The sequence below is a fragment of the Streptomyces sp. NPDC033221 genome (assembly GCF_055577005.1).
Genome location: NZ_JBVIQN010000045.1, coordinates 1,037 through 15,723, shown reverse-complemented (window position 1 = coordinate 15,723; position 14,687 = coordinate 1,037). Strand labels below are relative to the sequence as shown.

The window sequence follows — 14,687 nt, the reverse complement described above, 5'->3', positions numbered from 1 at the left end:
GCGGTCTGCGGCGCGGGGGCCTGGGGCGGCTCGGTCGGTGTCGCGGAGACGGAAGCGGAAACGGAAGCGGGGGACGACGGTACGGACCGCCGCGGAGCGTCCGGTGGGGCATCCAGAGGGGCGTCCCGCGTGCTCATATCCGCCCCGCCTTGCGTTCGGAGGCCAGCAGCCACAGCAGATAGCCGCCGCCGAGCACACCGGTCACCACTCCCACCGGGAGCTGGTCGGCGCCGAAGACCTGCTGGGAGACCCAGTCGGCGGTGACCAGGAGGGCGGCGCCCATGAGGGCGGACGGCAGCAGGTTGGGGCCGGGCGAGCGGGTCAGCCGGCGGGCGAGCTGCGGCGCGGTCAGCGCGAGGAAGGCGATCGGCCCGGCGGCCGCGGTCGCCGCGGCGACCAGCAGCACGGCCGCCGTCAGCAGGACGACGCGCACCTGGGTGCCCCGGACGCCCAGCGCGTACGCGGCGTCGTCGCCCATCTCCAGCATCCGCAGCGGCCGCCCGTACAGCAGGGCCGGCGGGATCAGTACGGCGCAGACGAGGGCCAGCGGCCAGACCTGGTCCCAGTCGCGGCCGCTGAGGGTGCCGGTCATCCAGGTGACGGCCTCGGCGGCCTCGACGATGTTCGCCTTGGTCATCAGGTAGAGGACGATCGCGTAGAGCATCGCCGCGGCGCCGATGCCGACCAGCACGAAGCGGTAGCCGTGGATGCCGCCCTTCCAGGCCAGCAGGAAGATCACCAGCCCGGTGACGATGCCGCCGGCGACCGAGCCGACGGCGATGGCGAAGGCGCCGCCCTGGAAGAAGACGATGACGAGCAGCGCGCCGACCGTCGAGCCCTGGGAGAAGCCCAGCACGTCGGGGCTGCCGAGCGGGTTGCGGGAGACGGCCTGGAAGACCGCGCCGGCGACCCCGAAGGCGGCGCCGACCAGCAGTCCGACCAGGACCCGCGGCAGCCGCAGGTCGTTGACGATGAACTCCTGCGCGGTGGTGCCGGACCCGGTGAGGGTGGCGAGGACGTCCCCCGGGCCCATCGGGAAGTCGCCGGTGCCGATCAGCAGCACGCTCGCGAACAGGGCCACGGCCGCCAGCAGTACGCCGACGACGAGGGTCCGTACGTCCAGGCGCAGGGACAGCCCGCCGGCGGTGCGTACCGCCCGTACGGGCCGGCCGGTGTGCGCGGCGGCGGCCCGGCCGCTCGCCGTGGGGTCGTTCCGGTCGGTGCCGGTCTTGACGGTGGAACTCACAGCTGGGCCATCCTCCGACGCCGTACGAGGTAGATGAAGACCGGGCCGCCGACGACGGCCGTCACGATGCCGACCTGGATCTCGCCGGGCCGCGCCACGACGCGTCCCAGGACGTCGGCGCCGAGCAGCAGGACCGGGGAGAGGACGGCCGAGTACGGCAGGATCCACCGCAGGTCGGGGCCGGTGACGGCGCGGACGACGTGCGGGACCATCAGGCCGACGTAGACGATCGGGCCGCAGGCGGCGGTCGCGCCGCCGCACAGCAGGGTGACGGCGATCATGGCCAGCACGCGGGTGCGGGTCAGCCGGGCGCCGAGGGCGCGCGCCTGGTCGTCGCCGAGGGCGATGGCGTTCAGGGGGCGGCCGACGGCGAGTGCCAGTACGGCGCCGGCCAGGAGGAAGGGCGCGACCTCCTGCACGGTGGTCATGGTGGCGGAGGCCAGCGAGCCGACCGTCCAGAAGCGCATCCGGTCCAGTGCCGCGGTGTCCAGGAGGTTGACGGCGTTGATGTAGCCGATCAGTGCGGCGGACAGGGCGGTACCGGCCAGCGCGAGCCGTACGGGGGTGGCGCTGCGGGTGCCACCGAGTATGTACACGGCGACCGAGACGACCGCGGCGCCGAGGAAGGCGAACCACACGTACCCGGTCAGTGAGGTGATCCCCAGGAAGCTGATGGCGGAGACGACGGCCGCGGAGGCGCCGGCGTTGATGCCGAGGACGCCCGGGTCGGCGAGGGGGTTGCGGGTCAGGGCCTGCATCACCGTGCCGGCCAGGCCCAGGGCGGCGCCGGCCAGCAGGCCGAGGAGGGTGCGCGGCAGGCGTACGTCCCGTACGACCACGTCGGTGTCGTCACCCGTGTAGTGGAAGAGGGCGTGCCACACCTGGTCGAGGGGTACCTGTTTCGCGCCGACGGCGATGCCCAGGGCGGTGACGACCACCAGCGCTCCGACGGAGGCGACGAGCCCCGCCGAGCGAGTGATCTGCCGCCGCCGCGGTGCCGCGGGGGCTTTTGCTGCTTCGGGGGGACTGTCAACCAACACGGGAGTTAGGTTAGCCTACCCTCACGATCAGACATCAAGTCGTTCCGCAGGGCCTTTTACCGGCCCTTTGCCGTACGTCCTGAAGTCCGACCGAAAACCTACCGAAGACCGTGAACGACCGGCTGAAGTCCCGTCAAGCCCTGCCGGCCGCGCCCGAGGCCCCGCCCAGAGAGAAGTACATCAGCCATGAGCACCACCCGCAGCGTATCCCTGTCCCGACGCGGTGTCCTCGCCGCCGGTGGCGCCGTCGGTATCGGCGCCCTGCTGGCGGCCTGCGGAGGCGGCAAGGACTCGGGCTCCACGGGGGGCACCAAGGGCGGCTCCTGGTCCTTCACGGACGACCGCAAGAAGAAGGTCTCCCTCGACCACACGCCGCAGCGCGTCGTCGCCTTCACCGGCACCGCGGCCGCGCTGTACGACTTCGGCATCGACAAGCAGATCGTCGGCGTCTTCGGCCCGACCAAGCTCAAGGACGGCAAGCCCGACCCGCAGGCCGGCGACATCGACGTGGACCGGCTGACCGTCATCGGCAACGCCTACAACCAGTTCGCGGTCGAGAAGTACGCGGGCCTCAACCCCGATCTGCTGATCACCAACATGTACGAGCCGGACGCCCTGTGGTTCGTGCCGGACCAGAGCAAGGACAAGATCGTCAAGCTGGCCGAGACGGTGGCCATCACCTCGGCCCGGGTCCCGCTGGTGAAGATCATCGAGCGGTACGCCGAGCTGGCCGAATCCCTCGGCGCCGACCTGAAGGCCAAGAAGGTCACCGACGCCAAGGCCCGCTTCGAGAAGGCCGCGGCCGAACTGCGCAAGGCCGCCAAGTCCAACCCGGTCCGGGTGCTGGCCTGCTCCGGCAGCGCCGACCTCTTCTACGCCTCCAACCCCGGCATCAACTCCGACATCATGTATTACAAGTCCCTGGGCGTGGACATCATCGTCCCCGACAACCTGGACAAGGGCGGCTACTTCGAGAACCTGAGCTGGGAGAACGCCGACAAGTACCCGGCCGACGTGCTCATGCTCGACAACCGCACCTCCGCCCTCCAGCCCAAGGACCTCGCCGCCAAGCCCGCCTGGTCCAAGCTGCCCGCCGTCAAGGCCGGCCAGGTCACCGGCTGGTCGAGCGAGCCGCGCTTCTCCTACGCGGGCGCCGCACCGCTGATCGAAGAGCTGACCAAGGCCATCCAGAACGCCAAGAAGGTCGCCTGACGCCCGCCGCCGCCGGCCACCGCACCGGCCGGCGGCGGCCCGGCACCCCGCACCGCCACGCCACGCCCCCACCGCAGTCACCGAGTCACGGTTCCGGGAGGTTCCTCCGCATGACCACGACCGCCGCACCCGCCACCACCCCGTTCCGCTTCTTCGACGTGCACGTCGTGCGCACCCGGCGGCTCGGACCCTCCATGGTCCGGATCACCTTCGGCGGCGAACGGCTCGGCGAACTGGCCTCCGGCGGCCGTGACCAGCGCTTCAAACTGTTCCTCCCGCAGGCCCACCAGTCCGAGCCGGTCTTCGCCGACCAGGGCGAGAACTGGTACCCCGCCTGGCGCGCCCAGGACCCGGCCGAGCGGCCGCTGATGCGCTCGTACACCATCCGCGAGCAGCGCCACGAGCCGGCCGAGATCGACGTGGACTTCGCGCTGCACGGCGCGGACGCCCCGGGTGCCGCGGCCGGCGGCCCGGCCTCGCGCTGGGCGGCGTCCGCCGTGCCCGGCGACCGCGTCTCGGTCCTCGGCCCGGCCGTCGAGGACAACGGCGGGGTCGACTTCCGCCCGCCGCCCGGCACCGACTGGATCCTGCTGACCGGCGACGAGACGGCACTGCCCGCGGTGGCCGGCATCCTGGCCTGGCTCTCCCCCGGCACCCAGGCCAAGGTCTTCCTGTCCGTCGCCCACGCGGCCGACCGCCAGGACCTGCCCACCTTCGCGGACGCCGACATCACCTGGCTCGCGGCCGACGAGCAGCCGGCGAACGGACAGGACGCGCTGCTGGCGGCGGTCCGTGCCGCCGAACTGCCCGAGGGCACGCCGTACGCCTGGATCGCGGGCGAGGCGGGCAACGTGAAGATGCTGCGCCGGCACCTCGTGCGGGAGCGCGAGTTCGACCGCAGGGCCGTGAAGTTCACCGGCTACTGGCGGCGCGGCGCCAGCGAGGAGGACCTGCTGGCGGAGTACGTGGCGGGCACGGCGGCCGCCACCGACGAGGACTGACGGCAGTCTCCGCCGGCGAGGACCGCCCTGTCGCGGTTCCCCCATACCGTGCGCGTACGACGGTCCGTACACGCACCCGTGGGAGGGGCCCGCTCTTCACCGAGCGGGCCCCTCCCACCTTTTACGCCACGCGGCGCGGCCCTTTCTCCGGACCGCGCGGCGCGCGCGTCACAGGCCGAGCCGCGCCAGCGCCTTCCCCGCGTCGGCACCACACGTGCCGTCCCCCGCCGCCGTCCAGGCCGCCGCGCACAGCGCCCGCAGGCCGTCCAGCGGTTCGCCGTCGCCGTCCAGCACCAGAGCCTCGTCACGTACGGACGCCGTCCAGCCGCCGCACCCGAAACCGCCGTCCGTCCCCTCGGACACCTCCGGCTGCGGGCCGAGCACACCGCGCAGGTCCGCGTCGACGTACGTGGGGCGGTGCTGCGGCGGGGCGGCCAGCAGTTCGGCTGCGGTGGTCACGCCCGTCAGCACCAACAGCGAGTCCACGACGCCGTTGTAGGCGCCCTCGATGTCCGTGTCGAGCCGGTCGCCAACCACCAGCGGCCGCTGCGCGCCCGTACGCAGCACCGTCTCGCGGTGCATGGGTGTCTCCGGCTTACCCGCCACCTGGGGCGTGCCGCCGGTGGCGGTCCGTACGACCTCCACAAGGGCGCCGTTTCCCGGCGCGATCCCGCGTTCCTTGGGGATGGTCAGGTCCGTGTTCGAGGCGAACCAGGGCACCCCGCGCTGTACGGCGTAAGCGGCCTCCGCCAGCCGTTCCCAGTTCAGTTTCGGGTCGAATCCCTGCACCACGGCGGCCGGGTCGTCCTCCGCGGAGTCCACCGGCACAAGCCCGCGCTCGCGCAGCGCCACCCGCAGGCCCTCGCCGCCGACCACCAGCACCCGCGCGCCCTCGACCACCTGCCCGGCGATCAGCCGGGCGACCGCCTGCGCCGAGGTGATGACATCCGTCGGGGCGGTGGGCAGCCCGAAGCCGGTGAGCTGGTCCGCGACCGCGTCCGGCGTCCGGGAGGCGTTGTTGGTCACGTACGCCAGGTGCATACCGCCGTCCCGGGCCGTGCCGAGCGACGCGACGGCGTGCTCGATCACCGAGCCGCCGGCGTAGACGACTCCGTCCAGGTCCAGCAGCGCCGTGTCGTACGCCTCACTCAGTGCCCGCTCGCACCGTCCGGGCTGCTTGCGCACCCGCTCGCTCATGCCGTTTCGCTCCTTATGCACACAGGTACTCAGGTGGGCCGGCGGGCCCCGCGAAGCGGAACCCGGCATACCGATATATCCAGCAGGACAACGGTTTCCCCCCGATCATCCCGCACTCCGCGAGGCGGCATAGCATTCCCCAATGACCAGCACCGACGGCCTTCGCCTCCACCCCTTCCGCGGGCTGCGCTACACCCCGGACCGCGTCAGCAGCCTCACGGCCGTCACCTCGCCGCCGTACGACGTCGTCGTACGGCCGGACGGTGTGCGCCACCTCGAAACGGCCGACCCGTACAACATCGTGCGGCTCATTCTCCCGCAGGCCCCGGACCCCGCCACCCGGCACCGCCAGGCCGCCGACACGCTGCGCCGCTGGCGCGCGCAGGGCGTTCTGGCGACGGACGACCGGCCCGCGCTCTATGTGTACGAGCAGAGCAAGGGCAGCCTGCTGCAGCGCGGGCTGATCGGCGCGCTCGAACTCGACGGCCCGGTCCTGCCGCACGAGGACGTGATCCCCGAGGTCGTCGAGGACCGCGCCGCGCTGATGCGCGAAGCCGCCGCCAACTTCGAGCCGCTGCTCCTGTCCTACGTCGGCCAGGGCACCGGCAACGGCGCCACCGGCGTCATCGAACGCACCGTCCTGACCACGCCGCTGCTCGCCACCACCACCGAGGACGGCTTCGCGCACCGGCTGTGGGCCGTCACCGACCCCGCCGACCTGGCCGCCGTCGACGAGGACCTCGCCGTACGGCACGCCCTGATCGCCGACGGGCACCACCGCTGGGCCACCTACCAGCGACTGCGCGAGGAGCACCCCGGCAACGGCACGGTGAGCCCCTGGGCGAGCGGCCTGGTGCTGCTCGTGGACTCCGCCCGCCACCCGCTCCAGGTGCGGGCCATCCACCGCGTACTGCCGCATCTGCCGCTGGACGAAGCACTGGCCCGGCTGGGTGACGCCTTCCGCGTCCGGCCGGTGGACGGCCCGCTCGACACGGCGCTGGCGGCGCTGGACGGGACGTCCGGCAGCGCCTTCCTGCTGGCGTCGGGGCCGGAGCGGTTCTGCCTGCTGGACCGCCCCGACCCGGAGCTGCTCTACCGGACGATCCGCCACGACCGGCCCGCGGCGTGGCGCGAGCTGGACGCCACCGTGCTGCACTCGGCCCTGCTGGACGAGGTGTGGCGGATCCGCGACCACCCGTCCGAGATCAGCTATCTGCACAGCGCCGGGGACGCCGTCGAGCAGGCGGCGAAGCACGGCGGTACGGCCGTACTGCTGCGTCCGGTCCTTGAGCAAACCGTGCGCCAACTCGCGCTGGACGGGGTGACCATGCCGCGCAAATCGACGTCCTTCGGCCCCAAGCCGGCCACCGGTCTGGTACTGCGCGTACTGGACGAAGAGGCGTGATTCCAGGGCGTATCGACGCCTGACCCCGTGCGCACCGACGCCTGGTCCCGGGCCGCACCGGTGCCTGATTCCGGGTCGTACGGCTGCCCGCTGCCCGCTGCCGGCCCGGCGCGCGTGTCCCGCGCCGGTGCCTCGGCACCCCTTTCCCTCCCGTCACACAAGTTAGGTTAGGCTTACCTCATCACGTAAGCGGATGGAGCCGTTCCCCCCCTGCGCCTACACCCTTCTGCCCAGGCGCGGGCGTTCCATGCGCATCCCCCCACGTGAGCAAGTCCGCATCAGGGAGGACACGTTCATGAGTCTCCTCGCGCACTCCGCCGAGGACCCGTCGCCCACCGCACGCACCGGGGCGCCGGACAGCCGGTCACAGCTGTTCAACGGCAGCACCACCGAGCACTACCGCCGCTCCGTCGCCGAAGGCGTCGGTCGCATAGCCGACAAAATATCCGGTACCGAACGCCCCTTCACCGGCGTCACGGTCGACGGCCTCTCCCCCACCGTGGCCGGCATCGACCTCGAACAGCCGCTGCACGACCCCGCCGCCGCCCTCGACGAACTCGAAGAGGTCTACCTCCGCGACGCGGTCTACTTCCACCACCCGCGCTACCTCGCGCACCTCAACTGCCCGGTGGTCATCCCCGCCCTCGTCGGCGAGGCCGTCCTCTCGGCGGTCAACTCGTCCCTGGACACCTGGGACCAGAGCGCCGGCGGCACCCTCATCGAACGCCGCCTGATCGACTGGACCGCCCGGCGCATCGGCCTCGGCGAACGCGCCGACGGCATCTTCACCAGCGGCGGCACCCAGTCCAACCTCCAGGCCATGCTGCTGGCCCGCGACGAGGCCTGCCGTACAGCCCTCGCCCGCGAGAACGAGCCGGATAAGAACGCCCAAAGCGGGGCAACTCCGGTACGCCGTACCGACATCCTGCCCCGGCTGCGCATCTTCGCCTCCCAGGTCGGCCACTTCAGCATCGAGAAGGCCGCCACCCTGCTCGGGCTGGGCGCGGAAGCCGTGATCGCGGTGCCGTGCGGCCCGGACAAGCGGATGCGCGCCGACGCGCTCGCCGCCGAACTGGCGCGCTGCGAGGCCGAGGGCCTGATCCCGATGGCGGTCGTCGCCACCGCGGGCACCACCGACTTCGGCAGCATCGACCCGCTGCCCGAGGTCGCCGACCTCTGCGTACGGTACGGCGCCTGGATGCACGTGGACGCCGCGTACGGCTGCGGCCTGCTGGTCTCCCGCCGCCGCGCCCTCCTGGACGGCATCGAGCGCGCCGACTCGGTGACGGTGGACTACCACAAGTCCTTCTTCCAGCCGGTCAGCTCCAGCGCCGTCCTGGTACGCGACCACGCCACCCTGCGGCATGTCACGTACCACGCGGACTACCTCAACCCGGCGCGGATGGCCGAGCGCCGCATCCCCAACCAGGTCGACAAATCGATCCAGACGACCCGCCGCTTCGACGCCCTCAAGCTCTGGCTGACGCTGCGCACCATGGGCGCCGACGGCATCGGCGAGCTCTTCGACGAGGTGATCGACCGCGCCGCCGACGCCTGGAAGATCCTCAACGACGACCCCCGCTTCGACGTCGTGGTCGAACCCCAGCTGAGCACCCTGGTCTTCCGCTACCTGCCGTACACCGACGACCGGGACCCGGTGCTGAGCGACGAGGTCAACCTGCACGCCAGGGAAGCGCTGTTCGCCTCCGGGGCCGCCATCGTCGCGGGCACCGTCGTCGACGGCCGCCACTACCTGAAGTTCACCCTGCTCAACCCCGAGACCACGCTGGCCGACATCGCCACGGTCCTCGACCTGATCGCCGAGCACGCCGGCGCGTACCTCGCCGCGCGCCCCGAACCGGCCCTCAGCGCCGGTCTTTGAACCCCCGTCTGCGCCCCGACGCCCAGCACGCACGATCGGCGCACGGCGCCCCAGGACAGGTGGCTCCGCCACATGACCTGGAACACCGCACACCGATCGCACGCACCGACCGCCGCTGCGCCGCGCTTCGCGCGAACGACGAGGGTTCAAAGACAGGCCCTGAGCGCCGCGAGCTGACCGTCCCCGCCGACCGGCCCCCACTGCCGACGGCCGACCGACACCCCGCAAACGGAGACCCCACGTGCCCGCCCCTCACGACTTCATCGCCATCGGCCTCGGGCCCTTCAACCTCGGCCTCGCCTGCCTGACCGAGCCCATCGACGAGCTCGACGGCCTGTTCCTGGACAACAAACCGTCCTTCGACTGGCACCCGGGCATGATGCTGGAGACCAGCACCCTCCAGGTGCCCTTCATGGCCGACCTGGTCACCCTCGCCGACCCGACGTCCCCGTTCTCCTTCCTGAACTACCTGAAGGAATCGGGACGGATGTACTCCTTCTACATCCGCGAGAGCTTTTACCCGCTGCGCGCCGAGTACAACGATTACTGCCGCTGGGCCGCCGCCAAGCTCGACACCGTCCGCTTCGGCCACCAGGTCACCACCGTCGAGTACGACGAGGCCGAGCAGGTCTACGTCGTCCACGCCGACCACCTGCCCACCGGCGGGAAGAAGACCTACCGCGCCCGCAAACTGGTCCTCGGCACCGGCACCCCGCCGCACATCCCCGAAGCCTGCCAGGGCCTCGGCGGCGACTTCGCGCACAACGCCGACTATCTGGAGAACAAGGCCGCTCTCCAGGCCAAGGACTCCATCACCATCGTCGGCAGCGGCCAGAGCGCGGCGGAGATCTACCACGACCTCCTCCAGGACATCGACAGCCACGGCTACCACCTGACCTGGGCCACCCGCTCCCCGCGGTTCTTCCCCCTCGAATACACCAAGCTCACCCTGGAGATGACCTCTCCGGAGTACGTGGACTACTTCCACGCCCTGCCGCCGTCCACCCGCGACCGGCTCAACGCCCAGCACAAGAACCTCTACAAGGGCATCGACTCCGAGCTGATCAACGAGATCTTCGACCTGCTCTACCAGAAGAACCTGCACGGCCCCTGCCCGACCCGGCTGCTCACCAACACCGCGCTCTCCGAAGCCACGTACGACGCGGCCTCCGGCACGTACACCCTCGGCCTGCGCCAGGAGGAGCAGGACCAGGACTTCACCCTCGCCACCCAGGGCCTGGTGCTGGCCACCGGATACCGCTACGAGACACCGAAGTTCCTCGCCCCGCTGACCGACCGCATCGCCTGGGACGACGCCGGCCGCTACGCGGTGGCCCGCAACTACAGCGTCGACACCGCAGGCCGCGACATCTTCGTGCAGAACGCCGAACTGCACACCCACGGCTTCGTCACCCCCGACCTGGGCATGGCCGCGTACCGCAACTCCTGCATCATCCGCGAGCTGCTCGGCCGCGAGTACTACCCGGTCGAGAAGTCCATCGCCTTCCAGGAGTTCGCCGCTCCGGCCGGCCCGCACCACCCCGTGGAGGTCTCGCCCGTATGACCGCGCCCGTCTTCACCCGCACCCACGCCTCGCTCGGCGAGTTCGCGCTGCGCCCGGTCGCCCCGGCCGGCGACGCGGAGCTGCTGCACCGCTGGGTCACCCACCCCAAAGCCGTCTACTGGATGATGCAGGACGCGGACCTCACGGCCGTCGAGAAGGAGTTCGCGCGCATCGCGGCGGACCCGCACCACGACGCCTTCCTCGGTCTGCACAACGGCGTCCCCGCCTTCCTGATGGAGCGCTACGACCCGGCGCACCGCGAGGTGACCGAGGTCCACGAGGCCGCGCCCGGCGATGTCGGCATGCACTTCCTGACCGCGCCGACCGACGCCCCGCTGCGTGGCTTCACCCTCGCCGTGATCACCACCGTCATGGACATGCTGTTCGCCGACCCGGCCAACCGGCGCGTCGTCGTCGAACCCGCCACCGGCAACACCGCGGTGCACGCCCTGAACAAGGCCGTCGGTTTCGAGATCCTGCGCACCGTCACGCTGCCCAAGGGCGAGGCGTACCTGAGCACCTGCACCCGCGACCAGTTTCTGGCCGCCCGAGGAGAAAACCCATGCTGAACCCCACCGCCGACGCCCAGGCCCCGGCACGCGACGCCGTCCGCCACCTCACCCCGGAACTGTGGGCGCGCGCCAACCGCCTCCTCGTACGCAAGGCGCTGGCCGAGTTCGCGCACGAGCGTCTCCTCACCCCGCAGCGGCTCCCGCAGGACGGCCAGTACGTCGTCCGCAGCGACGACGACCGTGTCGAGTACCGCTTCACCGCCCGCAGGCTGAGCCTGGACCACTGGCACATCGACGCCGACGACATCACCCGCCGGCGCGACGGCGCCGAGGTCCCCCTGGACGCTCTCGACTTCTTCATCGAGCTGCGCCGCACCCTCGCCCTCAGCGACGACATCCTCCCGGTCTACCTGGAGGAGATCAGCTCCACCCTCTCCGGTACGGCGTACAAACTCGCCACGGGCCCCCTGGCCGCCGCGGAACTGGCGAAAGCGGACTTCCAGACCATCGAGACCGGCATGTCCGAGGGCCACCCCTGCTTCGTCGCCAACAACGGCCGCCTCGGCTTCGGTGTGCACGAATACCACTCCTACGCCCCCGAGGCCGCGAGCCCCGTCCACCTGATCTGGCTCGCCGCCCGCCGCGACCGCTCCACCTTCACCGCGGGCGAGGGCCTGGACTACGACGGGCTGGTCCGGGACGAGCTGGGCGGCGCCACCCTGGACCGGTTCGCCGCCACGATGCGCGACCTCGGCCTGGACCTGGCCGATTACCACCTCATCCCCGCCCACCCGTGGCAGTGGTGGAACAAGCTCTCCGTCACCTTCGCCGCCGAGGTCGCCCAGCAGCACCTGGTCTGCCTCGGCCCCGGCGACGACGCGTACCTGGCCCAGCAGTCCATCCGGACGTTCTTCAACACCAGCGACCCGTCCAAGCACTACGTCAAAACGGCGCTGTCGGTCCTCAACATGGGCTTCATGCGCGGCCTGTCCGCCGCCTACATGGAGGCCACCCCGGCGATCAACGACTGGCTGGCCGGCCTGATCGCGAGCGACGAGACGTTCCGGGCCGCCCGCTTCTCGATCATCCGTGAGCGCGCCGCCATCGGCTACCACCACCGCCAGTACGAGGCCGCCACCGCCAAGGGCTCCCCGTACCTGAAGATGCTCGCCGCCCTGTGGCGCGAAAGCCCGGTGCCCACCCTGGAACCCGGCCAGCGGGTCGCCACCATGGCCTCCCTGCTGCACACCGACCCCGAGGGCGGGTCGCTGGCCGCCGCCCTCATCGAGGAGTCCGGCCTGGCCCCGGCGGACTGGCTCCGCCGCTACGCGGACGCCTACCTCACGCCCGTCCTGCACGCGTTCTACGCCTACGACCTGGTCTTCATGCCGCACGGCGAGAACGTCATCCTGGTCATCGAGGACGGCACCGTACAGCGCGCGATCTTCAAGGACATCGCCGAGGAGATCGCGGTGATGGACCCGGACGCGGTGCTGCCACCGGCCGTCGAGCGCATCCGCGCCGACGTCCCCGAGGACAAGAAACTCCTCTCCCTCTTCACGGACGTCTTCGACTGCTTCTTCCGCTTCCTGAGCGGCATCCTGGTCACGGACGACGTGCTGGACGAGGACACCTTCTGGCGTACGGTCGCCGACTGCGTGACCGCCTACCAGGAGGCCAACCCGCAGCTCGCCGACAAGTTCCGGCAGTACGACATGTTCGCGGACGAGTTCGCGCTGTCCTGCCTCAACCGCCTCCAGCTGCGGAACAACGAGCAGATGGTGGACCTCCAGGACCCGGCGGGCGCCCTCCAGCTGATCGGCACGCTGGAGAACCCGATCGCCCGCTTCGCCCCGGCCGGCGGAGCGTGACACACGGGCAGAAACGAGTGAAGGGCGGGATCCCGGTGGGGTCCCGCCCTTCACTCATATGCCGTCAGGCAGTCGGGCCGCGATGGACTCAGCCCTGCTCGGGGCGCCCTTCGCGCGGGGCGTCCGCAGAGGTGTCGCCGTCGGAGGAGTCCTGCCGCTCGGGAGCGACCGCCTCGGTCGCGGCCGCGTCCCCGGCCTCGGGGGCCTCGTCCGCGGTCGCGTCCTCTTCCTCGTCCTCTTCCAGCGCGTCCGTGAACTCCACGCCGTCCAGCTCGGCCAGCCGGTCCGAGGCGTTCGTGGTGCCGCCCTGGTCGGCCTCCAGCGCCTTGGCGAACCACTCGCGTGCCTCGTCCTCGCGGCCGACCTCCAGCAGCGCGTCGGCGTACGCGTAGCGCAGGCGGGCGGTCCACGGCTGTACGGAGTTCGACGCCAGCTCGGAGCTCTGCAGCGTCACCACGGCCGCGTCGGACTGGCCCATGTCGCGCCGGGCACCGGCCGCGACCAGCCGCATCTCGACCTGACCGGCCCGGTCCAGCTTCTGCACCTCGGGCTCACCGGCCATCGCGAGGGCCTTCTCGGGCCGGCCGAGGCCACGCTCGCAGTCGGCCATGACGGGCCACAGTTCCACGCTGCCGGTCATCCGGCGGGCCGCGCGGAACTCCGCCAGCGCCTCGCCGTACTTGCTGTTGGCGTACGCGGCGAAACCGGCCGCCTCACGTACGGCGGGGACACGCGAGGCGAGCCGCAGCGCCACCCGCGAGTACCCGTACGCCTGCTCCGGCTCCTCGTCGAGCAGCTTGGCCACCATGACCAGGTTCCTGGCGACGTCGTCGGCGAGCGTCTTCGGCAGGCTCAGCAGTTCCTGCCGTACGTCCTTGTCGATCTCCTCGCCCGTGACGTCGTCCGGGATCGGCAGCCGCTTGATCGGCTCCCGGTCGCGCCGGTCGTCCCGGCGGTCGTCGCGGTAGCCGCCGCGGTCACCACGGTCGTCGCGGCCGCGCCCGGCACCGTACGGGCGGCGCCCGCCCCGGTCGTCGTCACGGCGGAAGCCACCGCGGTCGTCGTCACGGCGGAAGCCACCGCGGTCGTCGTCACGGCGGAAGCCACCGCGGTCGTCGTCACGGCGGGGGCCGCGGTCGTCGCGACGGAAACCGCCACGGTCATCCCGGCGGTCGTCGCGGCGCGGGCCGCGGTCGTCACGTCGGTCGTCACGGCGGAAGCTGCCACGGTCGTCGTCACGGCGCGGGGCACGGTCATCGCGGCGGAAGCTGCCACCACGGTCGTCATCGCGGCGCGGGCCACGGTCGTCACGGCGGAAGCCACCACGGTCGTCATCGCGGCGCGGACCACGGTCGTCGCGACGGAAGCCACCACGGTCGTCACGGCCACCACCGAACCCGCCACCGGTGGGACGACCACCACGGTCATCGTCACGGCGCGGGCCACGGTCGTCACGGCGGAAGCCACCGCGGTCGTCGTCACGACGCGGGCCGCGGTCATCGCGACGGAAACCACCACGGTCGTTGTCGCGACGGAAACCGCCACGGTCATCACGGCCACCACCGAACCCGCCACCCGTGGGACGACCACCACGGTCATCGTCACGGCGCGGACCACGATCGTCACGGCGGAAGCCACCGCGGTCGTCGTCACGGCGGGGGCCGCGGTCATCGCGACGGAAACCACCACGGTCGTTGTCGCGACGGAAACCGCCACGGTCATCACGGCCACCACCGAACCCGCCACCCGTGGGACGA

The 14,687-nt window shown here is 71.6% G+C and carries 12 protein-coding genes; 7 read left to right on the top strand and 5 right to left on the bottom strand.

All coding sequences use genetic code 11. The annotated features are described in order from the left end of the window. Positions 1-133 precede the first annotated feature (133 nt). Together ACZ53K_RS37690 and ACZ53K_RS37685 are read right to left on the bottom strand one after the other, a co-directional pair. Entirely contained in the window at positions 134-1,246 is a 1,113-nt protein-coding gene (locus ACZ53K_RS37690) for a FecCD family ABC transporter permease (protein ID WP_468846144.1), read from the bottom strand. Next, on the bottom strand, positions 1,243-2,286 hold the full coding sequence (locus ACZ53K_RS37685) for a FecCD family ABC transporter permease (RefSeq protein WP_468846141.1): 1,044 nt from the start codon (positions 2,284-2,286) through the stop codon (positions 1,243-1,245). The genes ACZ53K_RS37690 and ACZ53K_RS37685 overlap by 4 nt, the downstream gene beginning before the upstream one ends. Before the next feature lie 186 nt (positions 2,287-2,472). Between ACZ53K_RS37685 and ACZ53K_RS37680 the strand changes: the two genes are divergently transcribed. Both ACZ53K_RS37680 and ACZ53K_RS37675 read left to right on the top strand, forming a co-directional pair. Beyond that, positions 2,473-3,498: an ABC transporter substrate-binding protein gene (locus tag ACZ53K_RS37680; RefSeq protein ID WP_468846138.1), complete on the top strand. Its 1,026-nt coding sequence runs from the start codon at positions 2,473-2,475 to the stop codon at positions 3,496-3,498. A 110-nt stretch (positions 3,499-3,608) separates the two neighbouring features. After that, complete coding sequence (locus tag ACZ53K_RS37675) at positions 3,609-4,499, top strand: siderophore-interacting protein (RefSeq protein ID WP_468846136.1); 891 nt, start codon at positions 3,609-3,611, stop codon at positions 4,497-4,499. A 168-nt stretch (positions 4,500-4,667) separates the two neighbouring features. Here ACZ53K_RS37675 and ACZ53K_RS37670 read toward each other — a convergent pair whose 3' ends face one another. Next, positions 4,668-5,696, bottom strand: a complete 1,029-nt coding sequence (locus ACZ53K_RS37670) for an HAD-IIA family hydrolase (protein WP_468846133.1) — start codon at positions 5,694-5,696, stop codon at positions 4,668-4,670. Positions 5,697-5,838: 142 nt separating this feature from the next. Here ACZ53K_RS37670 and ACZ53K_RS37665 point away from each other — a divergent pair, with 142 nt between their 5' ends. From ACZ53K_RS37665 to ACZ53K_RS37645, 5 genes are all read left to right on the top strand, one after another. Beyond that, the gene (locus ACZ53K_RS37665) at positions 5,839-7,101 is read left to right on the top strand and encodes a DUF1015 family protein (protein ID WP_468846131.1); all 1,263 of its coding nucleotides are present in this window, start codon (positions 5,839-5,841) and stop codon (positions 7,099-7,101) included. 295 nt (positions 7,102-7,396) lie between these two features. Continuing rightward, entirely contained in the window at positions 7,397-8,983 is a 1,587-nt protein-coding gene (locus ACZ53K_RS37660; protein WP_468846128.1) for a pyridoxal phosphate-dependent decarboxylase family protein, read from the top strand. A 241-nt stretch (positions 8,984-9,224) separates the two neighbouring features. Beyond that, positions 9,225-10,547, top strand: coding sequence for a lysine N(6)-hydroxylase/L-ornithine N(5)-oxygenase family protein (locus tag ACZ53K_RS37655; protein WP_468846125.1), 1,323 nt, complete (start codon positions 9,225-9,227; stop codon positions 10,545-10,547). After that, positions 10,544-11,116, top strand: a complete 573-nt coding sequence (locus tag ACZ53K_RS37650) for a GNAT family N-acetyltransferase (protein WP_468846122.1) — start codon at positions 10,544-10,546, stop codon at positions 11,114-11,116. Before ACZ53K_RS37655 ends, ACZ53K_RS37650 begins: the two co-directional genes overlap by 4 nt. Next, on the top strand, positions 11,110-12,930 hold the full coding sequence (locus ACZ53K_RS37645; protein ID WP_468846119.1) for an IucA/IucC family protein: 1,821 nt from the start codon (positions 11,110-11,112) through the stop codon (positions 12,928-12,930). The genes ACZ53K_RS37650 and ACZ53K_RS37645 overlap by 7 nt, the downstream gene beginning before the upstream one ends. An 88-nt stretch (positions 12,931-13,018) precedes the next feature. On the opposite strand, the gene ACZ53K_RS37640 is transcribed toward ACZ53K_RS37645, so the two are convergent. Together ACZ53K_RS37640 and ACZ53K_RS37635 are read right to left on the bottom strand one after the other, a co-directional pair. Then, the gene (locus ACZ53K_RS37640) at positions 13,019-13,846 is read right to left on the bottom strand and encodes a tetratricopeptide repeat protein (protein ID WP_468846225.1); all 828 of its coding nucleotides are present in this window, start codon (positions 13,844-13,846) and stop codon (positions 13,019-13,021) included. Beyond that, positions 13,783-14,687 (bottom strand): hypothetical protein (locus tag ACZ53K_RS37635; RefSeq protein ID WP_468846223.1); only part of this gene is annotated, 905 nt, incomplete at its 5' end. The genes ACZ53K_RS37635 and ACZ53K_RS37640, both read right to left, overlap by 64 nt.

Excerpts from the sequence above, each read along its gene's own strand:
- ACZ53K_RS37680 (WP_468846138.1), top strand. The coding sequence starts at position 2,473 with ATGAGCACCACCCGCAGCGTATCCCTGTCCCGACGCGGTGTCCTCGCC.
- ACZ53K_RS37675 (WP_468846136.1), top strand. The coding sequence starts at position 3,609 with ATGACCACGACCGCCGCACCCGCCACCACCCCGTTCCGCTTCTTCGAC.
- ACZ53K_RS37660 (WP_468846128.1), top strand. The coding sequence starts at position 7,397 with ATGAGTCTCCTCGCGCACTCCGCCGAGGACCCGTCGCCCACCGCACGC.
- ACZ53K_RS37645 (WP_468846119.1), top strand. The coding sequence starts at position 11,110 with ATGCTGAACCCCACCGCCGACGCCCAGGCCCCGGCACGCGACGCCGTC.
- ACZ53K_RS37665 (WP_468846131.1), top strand. The coding sequence starts at position 5,839 with ATGACCAGCACCGACGGCCTTCGCCTCCACCCCTTCCGCGGGCTGCGC.
- ACZ53K_RS37670 (WP_468846133.1), bottom strand. The coding sequence starts at position 5,696 with ATGAGCGAGCGGGTGCGCAAGCAGCCCGGACGGTGCGAGCGGGCACTG.
- ACZ53K_RS37650 (WP_468846122.1), top strand. The coding sequence starts at position 10,544 with ATGACCGCGCCCGTCTTCACCCGCACCCACGCCTCGCTCGGCGAGTTC.